This window comes from Variovorax sp. V93 (assembly GCF_041154485.1).
Taxonomy (GTDB): Bacteria; Pseudomonadota; Gammaproteobacteria; order Burkholderiales; family Burkholderiaceae_C; genus Variovorax; species Variovorax beijingensis_A.
This window is the reverse complement of sequence record NZ_AP028669.1, coordinates 4,356,857-4,370,915: the sequence shown is the minus strand read 5'-3', so window position 1 is coordinate 4,370,915 and position 14,059 is coordinate 4,356,857. Positions and strand designations below refer to the sequence as shown.

Genomic DNA, 14,059 nt, shown 5'->3' with positions numbered 1-14,059 from the left:
CGGCCGCGGGGCCGGGCCGCTGGCGAGCGTCGCTAACGCTCTTTGCGCAGGAACAGGCGCGAGATGGTCTGCGCGGTGTGCTCGCGCGATGCCGCATCGCCCGCGTGCAGTTCGGCCATGGCGCCGTGCAGCAGCTTCTGCGTGAGCCCCCGCGACAGGGCCTCGAGCACCGCATCGACCGGCTCGCCCCGGGCCAGCAGCTTGCGCGCGCGGGCCATTTCGGCGGCGCGCCATTCGTCGGCCTGGGCATTGAGCTGCTGGATCAGCGGCACGGTGCCGCGCTGGCCCAGCCAGTGCATGAAGCTCTGCACGCCGGCGTCGATGATGACCTCGGCCTGCGCCACGGCGGCCTGGCGGTTGGCCTGGCCCTGCTGCACCACCTGGGCGAGGTCGTCGACCGTATAGAGATAGATATCCTCGAGCGCCTTCACCTCGGGCTCGATGTCGCGCGGCACGGCCAGGTCGACCATGAACATCGGGCGGTGCTTGCGGGCCTTGAGCGCGCGTTCGACGGCGCCCAGGCCGATGATCGGCAGCGTGCTGGCGGTGCAGCTCACCACGATGTCGAACTCGGCCAGCCGGTTCGGCAGGTCGGCCAGCCGCATCGCCTCGCCGCCGAAGCGCGAAGCCAGCTTTTCGCCGCGCTCGAGCGTGCGGTTGGCAATGGCGATGGCCTTCGGGTCCTTGGCCGCGAAATGCGTGGCGGCCAGGTCGATCATTTCGCCCGCGCCGACGAACAGCACGCGCGTCTGGTGCAGGTCTTCGAACAGCTGGCCGGCCAGCCGGACGGCCGCCGCGGCCATGCTGATGGAATGCGCGCCGATCTCGGTGGCGGTGCGCACCTCTTTCGCGACCGCGAAGGAACGCTGGAACAGCTGGTTGAGCGTGCTGCCGAGTGCGCCGGCGGTTTCGGCCGCGCGCACGGCGTCCTTCATCTGGCCGAGGATCTGGGCCTCGCCGAGCACCATGGAATCGAGCCCGCTGGCTACGCGGAAGACGTGGCGCGCGGCCTCGTCGTCGTGCAGCGTATAGGCATGCGAGCGCAGCAGCGCGGGCGCGACGCCGCCGCTTTCGGCCAGCCAGCCGACCGTGTGGTCGAGCGCGGCATGCTCGGCGGCGCAGTAGATCTCGGTGCGGTTGCAGGTGGAGATGATCGCGGCCTCGACCTGCGGATGGCGGCCGCTGGCGAAGGAGCTGCGCAGGCTCTGCAGCGTGGGTGCCAGCTGATCGAGCGCGAACGCGAAACGACCGCGCAGATCGAGCGGCGCGGTCGTGTGGTTCAACCCGAGGGTCCAGACTGACATATCCACTGATTATAAAATCAGCAGCAGCCGTGCGGCCGCGGAGGGGCTTGGCCGCATGCAACTCCACATAAAACAAGGGCGCCGCGAGCGCCCTTGGCTTTATCCGGCGGCCCTCGATACCCATTCCTACCCATGTCCCTGCTGGATCTCCTCAATCACCTGCTGAACTTCGTGGCGCCCGCGCTGACCGTCGGCTTCCTGTGCGCGCTCATGGGCCGGGCCTTCCGGCGCAAGGCGGGCGGCCGGGCATGGTGGGCCCAGGGCGCGATCAATTCAGGCGTGGGAGCGCTGGTGTTGCTGGCCGGGGTGGTCCTTTCGGGCCGCGACGGCGCGATAGCGACCTACGCGGCACTCGTTGTCGCCTGCGGTACAAGCCAATGGCTGGTTTCGGACGGCTGGCGCAAGTAGTTTTCGTCAAGTCATGCGATGATGTCGCGTGTCCAGATGTTACTGACTGTTAGTATATGACTCTCATCTGGTAAATATTCACATTTTGAAGAGCGGGAAGAGTTGCAGGCAGCCGCTTTGAGCCAATATGCGGCAAGGCAGCCCATGGACGGTACAGATGTATTTGCATCCTCTTATTGCCAGCGTTCCCCCGGATGAGCGCACAGCCTTTGTCCAGCGCATCGAACTTCGGTCCTACCGGCGCAACGAAGTCGTGCTGGCGGCGGACGAATGGTCCGACCGCATCTACTGCGTGGCCACGGGCCTGCTGCGGGTGGTCGTGCAGGGGAGCGAAGACAGCGGCGACGTCACGACCGACTTCATCCGCCAGGACGACTTCTTCCTGAACTCGGCCCTGATCGAGGAGCGCTACCAGGCCGGCGCGACACTGGTGGCGGCATTGCCCACCTCGCTGTACCTGGTGCCCACGCTGGAATTCAAGGCGCTGTGCGACCGCCATCCGGCCGTGACGATGGGCCTGCTCGACGTGGTGATGAAGCGCACCACGGTGCTGCGCAGGCAGATCCGGCAGATTTCATCGGCTTCGTCGGAGCGGCTCATCAGCCGCATCCTGCACGAACTCACCGTGCTGGCCCCGGGCACCGACGGCGGCTACGACAAGCGCATCACCCAGTCGGTCATCGCCTCCTATTCGGGGCTTTCCAGGATGCAGGTCAACAAGACCATGCGGGACCTGGAACGCCGCGGCCTGGTCAGGAGGGACGAGCACGGGGTCTATGTGCCGCCGCATTTCGCGTCGTCGGATTTCCAGGAGCTGCCTTCCGCCGAGCCGAGCCGCGCTGCCAAGGACTCGGGCGGGGTGGATCCGTCGTTCTTCTCGGAGCTGTTCGAGGCGCCGCCCAAGTCGGGCAAGACCCGCAAGTAGGTTCGCGGTTCAGCCCACCGCGAGCCGCGTTCCCGCGGCGCTGGCGGCCTTGCGGATGCCGTCCGGCCCGTAGAAGGGCTGCGCGCCGGCCTGCAGGTAGTGCAGCGCGTTCTGCGTGAAATCGAGCTGGCTGTACACCATGGCACCGTTGCGGCGGTTGCTGGCCTTGGCCTGCTGCGCCAGTTCGACCAGCGCTGTCCAGGCGGCGAGCGAGGCCTCGCCGTCTGCCGCGGCGGCGGCATCGGCACCCGGGCGCCCGGGCTCGAAACCCCGCGCCACCTGGGCCGATTCGCGCGCCTGGTCGAGTGCCGCCAGGCGGTCGAGCAGGCCGGCCTTGCGCCCGGTAATCACGGGCAGCTCGGCAAAGAGGCCGTTCTTCATGGCCTGCGCCTCCTGCTCCAGCACCGACAGGAATTCCTCGACACAGGCTTTTTCGGCCAACAGGTGAACCAGCATGGCGTTCAGAGCTTTCCGTTTTCGTGGAGCAGGTCGCGCACGCTGGCGAGCAGGCCGCGCGCGATGCGGTCGGGGTGGATTTCGTAGCGCCCGGCCCGGATGTCCTCGCGGATCGAGGCAACGCGCGCCGCATCGAAGTCGGAATTGGGCGCCTCGGGCATCGAATGCACCTGGGCCGACGAGAGCTTCACCGCGTTCCTGCCGCCCTGGACGGCATCGGTGCCGCTGGCGGGCGAGGACGCTGCGCCCTTGTTCGTTCGGGGGAGCGGTGTGGCCGAAGGGGCGAATGGATCGATTTTCAAGATGGTTCCTCAAAGGGCTGCCTGATGTATCGGCAGTTCGGGCCAGAACTTTAGGGCAGTGCGCATCGGGGCATGAATGCGGCTACTGCGGCAGGCGGATCTGGCCTTCCCCGTCGGCCACGCCGCTGACCATGCGGCCGTCCACGGTCCTGGCCCGCACGGCCGCGCCCGCGCTGGCGCTGGTCATCGCCCGCGCTTCGGTGCTGACGACGTAGCCCGGGCCTTCGGCAACGACCTTGATGGCCTGGCCCTGCTGGATCACGGCCACGCCGCGCATCAGTTCGCGCCGGAGCGGCGCGCCGGCCGCGATGCGGTTGGCGGCCACCACGCCCTGCAGTTCGGCGGCGTCGGTCACGACCGAGCGCGGCAGCGCGCTGAGATCGCCGTCGCGGACGGTGAAGTCGCCCGCAGACAGGGCCTGGCCGGTATCGATGTTGCGCGCGGCCACCAGGTAGCGCCCCTCGACCGCGACATGGGCCAGCACATAGCGCGTCCAGGGCTTCAGCTCCGAATGGCAGCGCAGGCCCACCGACACCCGGCCCCACGCCGCGGCACCGCGCGGCAGGAAGGCCTCGAGCGCATCGCAGGCCGGCAGCGGACCCGATGCCGGCGCCTCGACGCGGATGGCGACCTTGCCCGGCAGTCCGGTGGCCTGGGCCTGCAGCAGCCGGTCGACGGCGGCGCGCGCATCGCCCGCGAGCGGCGCCGCGGCCACGCACATCGCCGCACTCAACCCCGCCGCCAGGGCTGGCAGCACGAGCTTCAGGCGGTGCGGGCGACAGGAGATTTTTTCCATGATGGGTGCCCGGCAATTCTAGGAAGGCGCACCCGATCCGAAGATTCGAAGTGCACGCCAAATGCCCCTTTGTTCGGGCCATTGCGAACGCAGTGCATGCATAGACTCGCTTTCCATCTGTCGCCATGCCCCGCCAGGGACGCGACGCCTCGAAAGATGGAAACACATGATCGACAAGCTGGATGCGGCGCTTCGCTTCAACCGCGAAGCGCTGAACCTTCGGACGCAGCGCCAGGAAGTGCTGGCCGCCAACATCGCCCACGCCGACACGCCCAACTACAAGGCGCGTGACTTCGATTTCGCGAGCCGCCTGACGCAGGCGGTCGAGCACGGCCGCGCGGCGCAGCAGCCGGTGCAGATGGCCGCCACGTCGGCGCGCCACATCCAGGCCGATGCGCTGCCCTCGATGCCCGAGCGCGACCTGCTGTACCGCGTGCCGAGCCAGGCCAGCATCGACGGCAACACGGTCGAGATGGATGCCGAGCGCATCAACTTCGCCGACAACGCGCTGCGCTACGAAGCCAATCTCACGGTGGTCGGCGCCAAGATCAAGTCGCTGCTCTCCGCGGCGCAATAAGAAGAGGAGCCGCACATGCCCCATCCCGGCGCATCCATGAACATCTTCAGCGTGGCGGGCTCCGCCATGGCCGCGCAGTCGCAGCGCATGAACGTGACGGCCAGCAACCTCGCCAACGCCGAGAGCGTGGCCGGCCCCGACGGCAAGCCCTACCGCGCCAAGCAGGTGGTCTTCGAAGTGGCTGCCTCGGGCCAGCAGGACATCGGCGGCGTGAAGGTGGCCGGCGTCATCGAGGACCCCTCGCCGCTGAAGATGGTCTTCGACCTGAAGAACCCGCATGCCGATGCCAAGGGCTACGTGGCCATGCCCAACGTCAACGTGGTCGAGGAGATGACCAACATGATCTCCGCCTCGCGCAGCTACCAGGCCAACGTCGAGGTGCTCAACACCGCCAAGACGCTGATGGTCAAGACGCTGAGCATCGGCCAGTAAACCCCCACATCCCAACAAGAACCATGGCCATCTCCGACACCTCTTCCATCTCCGGGCTCAACGCAGCCACCGCGGCGTCGAGCGCCGGCAACGTCTCGGGAGCGGACAGCGAGCAGCGCTTCCTGAAGCTGCTGGTGACGCAGCTCAACAACCAGGACCCGCTCAACCCGATGGAGAACGCCGAGCTCACCTCGCAGCTCGCGCAGATGAGCACCGTGAGCGGCATCGAGCGCCTCAACACCGCGCTCAGCGGACTGGTGAACCAGACCGGCGCCAACCAGGTGCTGCAGGCGGCATCGCTCATTGGCTACAACGTGCTGTCGCCCGGCAACACCATCGCCGCCGCGGAGCCGAAGGCCGGCGAGGCGCCGGCGGCCGTGCCCTTTGCCGTGCAGCTGCCGGCCACCGCCGGCACCGTCGAAGTGAAGATCGTCAATGCCGCGGGCAACACCGTGCGCACCTTGACGCTCGGCCCGATGACCGAAGGCGTCAATGCCGTCAGCTGGGACGGCAAGGCCGACGACGGCTCCACGGCCCCGGCGGGCGCCTACAGCTTCAGTGTCTCGGCTGCCAACAACGGCACGCGCGTGGAGGCCACTTCGCTGGTCTTCTCGCAAGTGGCCGCCGTCAAGCAGGGCGCCAGCGGCGTCACGCTCGAACTCATGTCGGGCCAGAGCATCGGCCTGGCCGACGTGCGCATGTTCCTCTGAGCAGCTGCCGCGTGCTGTCTTCCTCATCGGCAGCGGCCCGTGCGCCGCAGGCCATTTCTTCTTCTTCATTGCACTGAAACAAGGATTCGATCATGGGCTTTTCCCAAGGCATCAGCGGCCTGTCCGCAGCCGCCGCCAACCTGGACGTCATCGGCAACAACATCGCCAACTCCGGCACGGTCGGCTTCAAGTCGGGCGCGGCGACCTTCCAGGACGTGTATGCAGGCTCGCGCGTCGGCCTGGGCGTGGCGGTGTCGGGCATCGTGCAGAACTTCACGCAGGGCTCGGTGCAGACCAGCAGCCGGCCGCTGGACGTGGCGATCCTCAACGGCGACGGCTTCTTCCGCCTCAGCAGCCCGAGCGGCGAGGTGATGTATTCGCGCAATGGCCAGTTCACGCGCGACAAGGACGGCTTCATCGTCAACGCCGCCGGCCTGCGCCTGACGGGCTACGGCGTATCCGCCACCGGCGGCCTCGACGGCGGCACGCCGGGCCCGCTGCAGGTCCAGACCACGGCCATGAGCCCGAAGGCGACCACCGCCATCAACGCCACCTTCAACCTGGACGCGCGCGGCACGGTGCCCACCAAGACGCCGTTCTCCGCGACCGATTCGGCCACCTTCAACTATTCGAATGCGCTCGGCCCGGTGTTCGATTCGCTCGGCAATCCGCATGAGCTCGGCGTGTTCTTCGTGAAGACCGGCGCCAATGCCTGGGACGTGTATGGCGCGGCCGACGGCAGCGCGCTCAATGGCGGCGCGCCGATCTCGACGATGAGCTTCGACGGCAACGGCAACCTGCTCACGCCCGCCGGCGGCAAGCTGACGCTGCCCGCCATGAACTTCGGCAACGGCTCGGTGGCGCTCAACGCCACGGTCGACCTCTCGGGCACCACGCAGTTCGGCAACGTCAACGAGATCAAGACGCTCAAGCAGGACGGCTACACCTCCGGCACGCTGACCTCGTTCTCGATCAACCCCGACGGCACCATCACCGGCAAGTTCTCCAACGAACAGACCACGCTGATGGGCCAGGTGGTGCTGACCTCCTTCGCCAATCCCAACGGCCTGGAGCCGATGGGCGAGAACGTCTGGGGCGAAACGCTGGCCTCGGGCCAGCCGCTCACCGGCACGCCGGGCGCGGGCACCAAGCAGGGCTCGCTCGCCTCGGGCGCGCTGGAGGCATCGAACGTCGACCTGACCTCCGAACTCGTCAACCTGATCGTTGCGCAGCGCAGCTACCAGGCCAATGCGCAGACGGTGAAGACGCAGGATCAGGTCGTCCAGACCCTGATCAACATCCGCTGAGCCGCCCATGGACCGCATGCTGTATGTCGCGATGAGCGGCGCCAAGCAGGCCATGGAGCAGCAGGCCTCGGTCGCCAACAACATGGCGAACGCCTCCACGCCCGGGTTCCGCGCGCAGATCAACAGCTTTCGCGCCGTGCCGGTGACCGGTGGCACGCAAGCACCCACGCGCGCTTACGTGGTTGCCACCACGCCCGGCGCCGACTTCAGCCACGGTCCGCTCACGGAAACCGGCCGCGCGCTCGATGTCGCCATCCACGGCGACGGCTGGCTCGCGGTGCAGACGCCCGACGGCGGCGAGGCCTACACCCGCGTGGGCAATTTGCAGGTGAACGCCGAAGGCCAGCTCACGACCATGGGCTCGCTGCCCGTGGCCGGCGATGCCGGCGCGCTGGTGGTGCCGCCCGGCTCCACCGTCGCGATCGCCGCCAACGGCCTGGTCACCGCACGCGGCGCCGGCGACCCGGCCATCGGCATTGCCGAGGTGGGCCGGCTGAAGCTGGTCAACCCGCCCGTGGCCGACCTGGTGCGCGGCGCCGACGGCCTCTTTCGCATGCGCGAGGGCCTGCCGCCGGCCGAGCCCGATGCGGCCGTGAGCGTGACCACCGGCGCGGTCGAGGGCAGCAACGTCAATGGCGTGGAGGCCATGGTGGCCATGATCGCCAACGCCCGCAGCTTCGAGATGCAGATGAAGTCGATGCGCAGCGCGGACGAGAACGCGCAGTCGGCCAACAAGCTGCTGGCGTACGGCTGAGCCCGCGTCCCACTCCCAAACTTTCCAAGGATTTTTTCGCCATGATGCGCTCGCTCTACATCGCCAAGACCGGCCTGGATGCCCAGCAGACCCAACTCGACGTGGTGTCGAACAACCTCGCCAACGTCGGCACCACGGGCTTCAAGCGAAGCCGCGCCGTGTTCGAGGACCTGATGTACCAGAACCTGCGCCAGGTCGGTGGCCAGACCTCGGACCAGACCCGGCTGCCGTCGGGCCTGCAGGTGGGCACCGGCGTGCACGTGGTCGCGACCGAGCGCATCCACTCGCAGGGCAACCTCACCAAGACCGACAAGCCGACGGACGTGGCCATCAACGGCGGCGGCTTCTTCCAGGTGCTGATGCCCGATGGCACCACCTCGTACACGCGCGACGGCTCGTTCCAGACCGACCGCGACGGCCAGCTCGTCACGGCCAGCGGCTTCCCGGTGCAGCCGGCGATCACGCTGCCCGCCAACGCCACCAGCCTGACCATCGGCCGCGACGGCATCGTGTCGATCACGCAGGCGGGGCAGACCAACACGGTGCAGGTCGGGCAGCTGCAGCTGGCCACCTTCCTGAACCCGGCCGGCCTGCAGAGCAAGGGCGAGAACCTCTATGCGGAAACCGATGCCTCCGGCGCGCCGAACCAGGTCAACCCCGGCATCGACGGCGCGGGCATCCTGAGCCAGGGCTATGTGGAGGCCTCGAACGTCAACGTGGTCGAGGAGCTGGTCAACATGATCGCCACGCAGCGCGCCTACGAGATCAACAGCAAGGCGGTCCAGACCTCGGACCAGATGCTGCAGCGTTTGGCGCAGTTATGACCTCCCCCAGTCTTCGCGCACTTCGTGTCGCTGCGCTAACCCCCTCGCCGGGGGCGACACCGGCGGCCCGGCAGAGCCGGTTCCGCGGTGTCCCTGGAATGGGCCGCGGGCTGTGGATGGTGTTGGGGGCGTTGGCGGCAGCGGGCTGCGCGCAGGTTCCGCGCGAGCCGCTGGTGCATCAGCCGATGACGGCGCGGGCGGAGAGCATGGCTTCGATGCCGCGGCGCGCCAACGGCGCGATCTTCCAGGACGGTCCCGGCGGCAGCGCGCTGTTCGAGGACCGCAGGCCGCGCAACGTGGGCGACATCCTGACCATCGTGATCAGCGAGCGGGTCAATGCGAGCAAGAACTCGGGCGCCTCGGCAAGCCGCACGGGCAGCATGGCTGCCGATTTCGCCGGCATTCCGAAGCTGCTGGGCTCGCTGCTCGACGGGCAGGACGCCAAGCTGTCGGGCGGCAACAAGCTCGACGCCAAGGGCGGTGCAAACGCCAACAACACCTTCAACGGCGTGATCACGGTCACGGTGGTGGACGTGATGCGCAACGGCAACCTGCTGGTCAGCGGCGAGAAGCAGATGGGCATCAACCAGGGCACCGAATACATCCGGTTCTCGGGCGTGGTCAACCCGCGCACGGTCTCGGGAACCAACACCGTGCCTTCGACGCTGGTGGCCGATGCGCGCATCGAATACACGGCCAAGGGCTACATCGACGAGGCCCAGCACATGGGCTGGATGCAGCGCTTCTTCCTCAACGTCATGCCGTTCTGATGACTCACCCCCAGTCTTCGCGCACTTCGTGTCGCTACGCCAACCCCCTCGCCGGGGGCGACGCCAGCGGCCCGGCAAAGCCGGTTCCGCGGCATCCCACGAAAGGGAATACCACCATGAATTTTTTCCGCAATGTGCGTTCGTTGATCGGCTTCGCGGCGCTGTGCGCCATCACCCTGTGTTCGCCGGCGCAGGCCGAGCGGCTGAAGGAACTCGCGAGCATCCAGGGCGTGCGCGACAACCCGCTGATCGGCTATGGCCTGATGGTCGGGCTCGACGGCACGGGCGACCAGACGATGCAGACGCCGTTCACCACGCAGAGCCTCAACAACATGCTGCAGCAGCTGGGCATCACGATTCCGCAGGGCGTGAACATGCAGCTGAAGAACGTGGCGGCGGTGATGGTCACGGCCACGCTGCCCTCGTTCGCGCGGCCGGGCCAGAACATCGACGTGACGGTGTCCTCGATGGGCAATGCCAAGAGCCTGCGCGGCGGCACGCTGCTGATGACGCCGCTCAAGGGGGTCGATGGGCAGGTGTACGCGATCGCGCAGGGCAACATGGTGGTTGGCGGCGCGGGCGCGTCGGCCAACGGCAGCAAGGCACAGGTCAACCAGCTTGGCTCGGGCCGCATTCCGGCCGGCGCGCTGGTGGAGCGCAGCGTCGAGGCACCGGTGGGCGGCGACAGCACGTTCACGCTCGAACTCAACCGCTCCGATTTCGGCACGGTGCAGCAGGCGGTCGACGCCATCAACCGGCAGTTCGGCGCGGGCACGGCGCAGGCGCTCGACGCCCGCGTGATCCAGGTGCAGGCGCCCGCGGCGCAGCAGCGCGTGGGCTTTCTCGCGCGGCTCGAAAGCCTGGAGGTCACGCCGACGCAGGCGGTCGCGCGCGTGGTGGTCAATGCGCGCACCGGCTCCGTGGTCATGAACCAGGCCGTGCGTGTGAACGACTGCGCGGTGGCGCACGGCAACCTCTCGGTGGTCATCAACACCGAGCCCGTGGTGAGCCAGCCCAATGCGTTTTCCGGCGGCTCCACGGTGGTCGGGCAGACCTCGCAGATCTCGATCAACCAGGGTGGCGGCGCGCTGCAGATGGTGCGCGGCGGCGCCTCGCTGGCCGACGTGATCAAGGGCCTGAACAGCCTGGGCGCCAATCCGCAGGACCTGGTGTCGATCCTGCAGGCCATGAAATCCGCCGGCGCGCTGCGTGCCGAGCTCGAGATCATCTGAGCATCGCCATGGCCATCACCGAAAGCAGAAGCGGCGCGCTGGACCAGCGCCTTGCACTCGACGTGCAGGGCGTCGATGCCTTGCGCTACACCGTGCGCAGCTCGCCCGAAGAGGGCCTGAAGCAGGTGTCGCGGCAGTTCGAGGCGCTGTTCATGAACATGGTGCTCAAGAGCATGCGCGAGGCCACGCCTTCGAGCGGGCTGCTCGAGAACCGCGACCAGAAGATCTACATGTCGATGCTCGACCAGCAGCTCGCGCAGAACCTCTCGGGGCGCGGCGTGGGCCTGGCCGAAGCCATGCTCGCGCAACTCAGCCGCGCGGCGCCCTCGGGCGAAGGAGACGGCAGCGGCAGCGAAGGCATCTCGCTCGCGCCTCGCGCCGGGATTCCTCTCACGCCGCAGTCGGGCATTCCGCTCGGCTCGTCGCCCTTGCAGTCCGCGCCGCCCCGGCCAGCGGCCGCATCGGTGGACCTGGGCATCTACCAGCGCAACAGTGACCGCTCGGCCGCGGGCGCCGTGGCCTCGCTGCAGGGCAGCGTCGACAGCTTCGTGCAGCGCATGGGTGGCTCCGCGCAGGTGGCGAGCGAGGCCAGCGGCGTGCCGGCGCCGCTGATCCTGGCGCAGGCCGCGCTCGAATCGGGCTGGGGCAAGCGCGAGATCCGCGCCGACGACGGCACCCAGAGCTTCAACCTGTTCGGCATCAAGGCCGACCGCGGCTGGAAGGGTCCGGTGGTGGAGACCACCACGACCGAATACGTGGACGGCGAACCGCAGCGTGTGCGCGCGAAGTTCAGGGCCTACGCGTCCTACGACGAGGCCTTCACCGACTACGCCCGATTCATCACGCGCAATCCGCGCTACGCCAACGTGCTGGCCGCCGACACGCCCGCCGAGGCTGCGCACGGCCTGCAGAAGGCCGGCTACGCCACCGATCCGCAGTACGGGCAGAAGCTCGTTCGCATCATGCAGAAGTTCAGCTGAAGGAATTTATATGGCAGAGATCCTGACCCCCCCACCACATCGCGGCGCCGCGGCGCCTGCCACCTCGAGCCGGCTGGAGGTGGTGACCTTCACGCTGGGCCAGGAGGAGTACGGCATCGACATCCAGAAGGTGCAGGAGCTGCGCGGCTACGACGCGGTGACGCGCATTGCGAACGCGCCGGAGTACATCAAGGGCGTGGTGAACCTGCGCGGGATCATCGTTCCGATCATCGACATGCGCATCAAGTTCAGGCTGGGCACGCCGAGCTACGACCAGTTCACGGTGGTGATCGTGCTGAACATCGCAGGGCGCGTGGTGGGCATGGTGGTGGACAGCGTGTCGGACGTGATCACCCTGAGCGCGGAGCAGATCAAGCCGGCGCCGGAGATGGGCTCGGTGCTGGACACCGACTACCTGATCGGGCTGGGCACGCTGGAGGAGCGGATGCTGATCCTGGTGGACATCGACCGGCTGATGTCCAGCGACGAAATGGGCCTGGTCGAGAAGATCGCTGCCTGACCCGGCGCGCACGGAGCAACCTACATGAAGAACCTCAGGATCGGCACCCGCCTGGGCATCGGCTTTGCGCTGGTGCTCCTGCTCATGGCATGCATCGCGGGTATCGGTGTGTTCCGTCTGCAGGGCGTGGGCGATGCGGTGCAGGAGATGGTGCAGCGCTCGCTCGTGAAGGAGCGCCTGGCCGCCCACTGGCTGCTGAACACCAGCAGCAACAGCGTGCGCACCTTTGCATTGGTCAAGAGCAACGATGCGGAAGTCCAGGAGTATCTGCAGAAGCAGATGAGCAAGACCAGCGCGGGCATCTCCGAGACGCAGGCCAGGCTCGAGGCCATGCTGGATTCGCCCGAGGAGCAGGCGATCAGTGCCGACATCAAGGAAAAGCGCAGCCAGTACGTGGGCCTGCGCAACGCCATCCTCAAGCTCAAGGCCGAAGGCAGGCAGGACGAGGCGGCCCGGCTCACCAACGACAAGCTGGTGCCGATGCTCGAGGTCTACGACGCGAGCATCCGCGGCATGCTGACGCACCAGGCCGAGCGGATCGACAGGGCCGCCGATGCCGTGGAAAGCCTGAACCGCGCGGGCCGCATGAACGTGATCGTGCTGGCCGTGGCCGCGCTGCTGCTCGGCGCCGTGCTGGCATGGCTGCTGACCCGCAGCATCACGCGTCCGTTGACCGAGGCCGTGCGCGTGGCGCAGACCGTGGCGGACGGCGATCTCACCAGCCGCATCGAATCGTCGTCCCGCGACGAGACGGGCCAGCTGATGCTGGCATTGAAGAACATGAACGCGAGCCTGGCCACCGTGGTGAGCGGCGTGCGCCAGGGCACCGATGCGATTGCGACGGCCTCGGGCGAGATTGCCGCGGGCAACCAGGACCTGTCTTCGCGCACCGAGGAACAGGCGAGTTCTCTGGAGCAGACGGCCGCCTCGATGGAGGAACTCACGAGCACCGTCAAGCAGAACGCCGACAACGCGCGGCAAGCGAATCAACTGGCCTTGTCGGCTTCCGAGGTGGCGGTCAAGGGCGGGAATGTCGTGGGCCAGGTGGTCGACACCATGGCCTCGATCAATGCCTCCTCGAAGAAGATCGTCGACATCATCGGCGTGATCGACGGCATTGCGTTCCAGACCAACATCCTGGCGCTCAATGCGGCGGTGGAAGCTGCCCGTGCCGGCGAACAGGGCAGAGGCTTCGCGGTGGTGGCCTCCGAAGTGCGCAACCTCGCGCAGCGCTCGGGCGCAGCGGCCAAGGAAATCAAGGGCCTGATCGACGACTCGGTGGGCAAGGTGGACATGGGCAGTGCGCTGGTGGGCGAAGCCGGCAAGACCATGGCCGAGATCGTGGGCAGCGTGAAGCGCGTGACCGACATCATCGGGGAGATCACGGCGGCGAGCCAGGAGCAGAGCACGGGCATTGAACAAGTGAACCAGGCCATCGCGCAGATGGACCAGGTGACGCAGCAGAACGCGGCGCTGGTGGAAGAAGCGGCCGCTGCGGCGCAATCGATGCAGGAGCAGGCCGCGAGCCTGGTCGGGGCCGTCAGCGTGTTCAGGCTGGATGGAACACAGGCCGCTCGTCCCGAGATCGCATTCGCCGCGCCGAAGGCCCTGCGCCCGGCGCCGGCCAGGAAGAGCGAGGCTGCCGCAGTCCCGCAGCTGGCCACGGCCGGCACGGCGAATGGCGATTGGACGGAATTTTGAGCTGAAGGCCTCAAGTCTTGCGCGCGGATGCCGATAGACCTGTGGACAGAGCACCGCACAA

General features: G+C 67.7%; 17 protein-coding genes. 13 read left to right on the top strand and 4 right to left on the bottom strand.

The window, feature by feature from the left end:
- Positions 1 to 32: 32 nt before the first annotated feature.
- Positions 33 to 1,304 (bottom strand): glutamyl-tRNA reductase, encoded by a 1,272-nt coding sequence (gene hemA, locus ACAM54_RS20695; protein WP_145740471.1) that lies wholly within the window; start codon positions 1,302 to 1,304, stop codon positions 33 to 35.
- A 132-nt stretch (positions 1,305 to 1,436) separates the two neighbouring features.
- Here hemA and ACAM54_RS20690 point away from each other — a divergent pair, with 132 nt between their 5' ends.
- Both ACAM54_RS20690 and ACAM54_RS20685 read left to right on the top strand, forming a co-directional pair.
- Entirely contained in the window at positions 1,437 to 1,712 is a 276-nt protein-coding gene (locus ACAM54_RS20690; protein WP_369648801.1) for a hypothetical protein, read from the top strand.
- Between the two features lie 157 nt (positions 1,713 to 1,869).
- The gene (locus tag ACAM54_RS20685) at positions 1,870 to 2,637 is read left to right on the top strand and encodes a Crp/Fnr family transcriptional regulator (protein ID WP_369648800.1); all 768 of its coding nucleotides are present in this window, start codon (positions 1,870 to 1,872) and stop codon (positions 2,635 to 2,637) included.
- Positions 2,638 to 2,646: 9 nt separating this feature from the next.
- On the opposite strand, the gene ACAM54_RS20680 is transcribed toward ACAM54_RS20685, so the two are convergent.
- The 3 genes from ACAM54_RS20680 to flgA all read right to left on the bottom strand — a co-directional run bounded on the left by ACAM54_RS20680 (position 2,647) and on the right by flgA (position 4,191).
- Complete coding sequence (locus ACAM54_RS20680) at positions 2,647 to 3,093, bottom strand: flagella synthesis protein FlgN (RefSeq protein ID WP_369648799.1); 447 nt, start codon at positions 3,091 to 3,093, stop codon at positions 2,647 to 2,649.
- A 5-nt stretch (positions 3,094 to 3,098) separates the two neighbouring features.
- Positions 3,099 to 3,395, bottom strand: a complete 297-nt coding sequence (gene flgM / locus ACAM54_RS20675; protein WP_145740478.1) for a flagellar biosynthesis anti-sigma factor FlgM — start codon at positions 3,393 to 3,395, stop codon at positions 3,099 to 3,101.
- Positions 3,396 to 3,477: 82 nt separating this feature from the next.
- Positions 3,478 to 4,191, bottom strand: a complete 714-nt coding sequence (gene flgA, locus ACAM54_RS20670) for a flagellar basal body P-ring formation chaperone FlgA (protein ID WP_369648798.1) — start codon at positions 4,189 to 4,191, stop codon at positions 3,478 to 3,480.
- 166 nt (positions 4,192 to 4,357) lie between these two features.
- Here flgA and flgB point away from each other — a divergent pair, with 166 nt between their 5' ends.
- From flgB to ACAM54_RS20615, 11 genes are all read left to right on the top strand, one after another.
- Positions 4,358 to 4,768, top strand: a complete 411-nt coding sequence (gene flgB, locus ACAM54_RS20665) for a flagellar basal body rod protein FlgB (protein WP_145740482.1) — start codon at positions 4,358 to 4,360, stop codon at positions 4,766 to 4,768.
- 15 nt (positions 4,769 to 4,783) lie between these two features.
- Positions 4,784 to 5,200, top strand: a complete 417-nt coding sequence (flgC, locus tag ACAM54_RS20660; RefSeq protein WP_369648797.1) for a flagellar basal body rod protein FlgC — start codon at positions 4,784 to 4,786, stop codon at positions 5,198 to 5,200.
- A 23-nt stretch (positions 5,201 to 5,223) separates the two neighbouring features.
- Positions 5,224 to 5,910 (top strand): flagellar hook assembly protein FlgD, encoded by a 687-nt coding sequence (locus ACAM54_RS20655; RefSeq protein ID WP_145740484.1) that lies wholly within the window; start codon positions 5,224 to 5,226, stop codon positions 5,908 to 5,910.
- A gap of 92 nt (positions 5,911 to 6,002) precedes the next feature.
- Positions 6,003 to 7,217: a flagellar hook protein FlgE gene (gene flgE, locus ACAM54_RS20650; RefSeq protein ID WP_027730591.1), complete on the top strand. Its 1,215-nt coding sequence runs from the start codon at positions 6,003 to 6,005 to the stop codon at positions 7,215 to 7,217.
- Between the two features lie 7 nt (positions 7,218 to 7,224).
- Complete coding sequence (locus tag ACAM54_RS20645) at positions 7,225 to 7,971, top strand: flagellar basal body rod protein FlgF (RefSeq protein ID WP_145740485.1); 747 nt, start codon at positions 7,225 to 7,227, stop codon at positions 7,969 to 7,971.
- Positions 7,972 to 8,012: 41 nt separating this feature from the next.
- On the top strand, positions 8,013 to 8,795 hold the full coding sequence (flgG, locus tag ACAM54_RS20640; protein ID WP_124960772.1) for a flagellar basal-body rod protein FlgG: 783 nt from the start codon (positions 8,013 to 8,015) through the stop codon (positions 8,793 to 8,795).
- 98 nt (positions 8,796 to 8,893) lie between these two features.
- Positions 8,894 to 9,565, top strand: coding sequence for a flagellar basal body L-ring protein FlgH (locus ACAM54_RS20635; RefSeq protein WP_369648796.1), 672 nt, complete (start codon positions 8,894 to 8,896; stop codon positions 9,563 to 9,565).
- Positions 9,566 to 9,681: 116 nt separating this feature from the next.
- Positions 9,682 to 10,797 carry a flagellar basal body P-ring protein FlgI gene (locus ACAM54_RS20630; RefSeq protein ID WP_145740489.1) on the top strand — a complete coding sequence of 372 codons (1,116 nt, stop codon included), beginning with the start codon at positions 9,682 to 9,684 and terminating at the stop codon, positions 10,795 to 10,797.
- An 8-nt stretch (positions 10,798 to 10,805) separates the two neighbouring features.
- A complete protein-coding gene (gene flgJ / locus ACAM54_RS20625; protein ID WP_369648795.1) occupies positions 10,806 to 11,777 on the top strand; it encodes a flagellar assembly peptidoglycan hydrolase FlgJ in 972 nt (323 codons plus the stop codon).
- 10 nt (positions 11,778 to 11,787) lie between these two features.
- Positions 11,788 to 12,297, top strand: a complete 510-nt coding sequence (locus tag ACAM54_RS20620; RefSeq protein WP_369648794.1) for a chemotaxis protein CheW — start codon at positions 11,788 to 11,790, stop codon at positions 12,295 to 12,297.
- A 24-nt stretch (positions 12,298 to 12,321) separates the two neighbouring features.
- Entirely contained in the window at positions 12,322 to 13,998 is a 1,677-nt protein-coding gene (locus ACAM54_RS20615) for a methyl-accepting chemotaxis protein (RefSeq protein WP_369648793.1), read from the top strand.
- Positions 13,999 to 14,059: the final 61 nt, after the last annotated feature.

Coding starts and splice junctions, on each gene's coding strand:
- hemA (WP_145740471.1), bottom strand. CDS start 1,304: ATGTCAGTCTGGACCCTCGGGTTGAACCACACGACCGCGCCGCTCGAT.
- ACAM54_RS20690 (WP_369648801.1), top strand. CDS start 1,437: ATGTCCCTGCTGGATCTCCTCAATCACCTGCTGAACTTCGTGGCGCCC.
- ACAM54_RS20685 (WP_369648800.1), top strand. CDS start 1,870: ATGTATTTGCATCCTCTTATTGCCAGCGTTCCCCCGGATGAGCGCACA.
- ACAM54_RS20680 (WP_369648799.1), bottom strand. CDS start 3,093: ATGCTGGTTCACCTGTTGGCCGAAAAAGCCTGTGTCGAGGAATTCCTG.
- flgA (WP_369648798.1), bottom strand. CDS start 4,191: ATGGAAAAAATCTCCTGTCGCCCGCACCGCCTGAAGCTCGTGCTGCCA.
- flgB (WP_145740482.1), top strand. CDS start 4,358: ATGATCGACAAGCTGGATGCGGCGCTTCGCTTCAACCGCGAAGCGCTG.
- flgC (WP_369648797.1), top strand. CDS start 4,784: ATGCCCCATCCCGGCGCATCCATGAACATCTTCAGCGTGGCGGGCTCC.
- ACAM54_RS20655 (WP_145740484.1), top strand. CDS start 5,224: ATGGCCATCTCCGACACCTCTTCCATCTCCGGGCTCAACGCAGCCACC.
- flgE (WP_027730591.1), top strand. CDS start 6,003: ATGGGCTTTTCCCAAGGCATCAGCGGCCTGTCCGCAGCCGCCGCCAAC.
- ACAM54_RS20645 (WP_145740485.1), top strand. CDS start 7,225: ATGGACCGCATGCTGTATGTCGCGATGAGCGGCGCCAAGCAGGCCATG.
- flgG (WP_124960772.1), top strand. CDS start 8,013: ATGATGCGCTCGCTCTACATCGCCAAGACCGGCCTGGATGCCCAGCAG.
- ACAM54_RS20635 (WP_369648796.1), top strand. CDS start 8,894: ATGGGCCGCGGGCTGTGGATGGTGTTGGGGGCGTTGGCGGCAGCGGGC.
- ACAM54_RS20630 (WP_145740489.1), top strand. CDS start 9,682: ATGAATTTTTTCCGCAATGTGCGTTCGTTGATCGGCTTCGCGGCGCTG.
- flgJ (WP_369648795.1), top strand. CDS start 10,806: ATGGCCATCACCGAAAGCAGAAGCGGCGCGCTGGACCAGCGCCTTGCA.
- ACAM54_RS20620 (WP_369648794.1), top strand. CDS start 11,788: ATGGCAGAGATCCTGACCCCCCCACCACATCGCGGCGCCGCGGCGCCT.
- ACAM54_RS20615 (WP_369648793.1), top strand. CDS start 12,322: ATGAAGAACCTCAGGATCGGCACCCGCCTGGGCATCGGCTTTGCGCTG.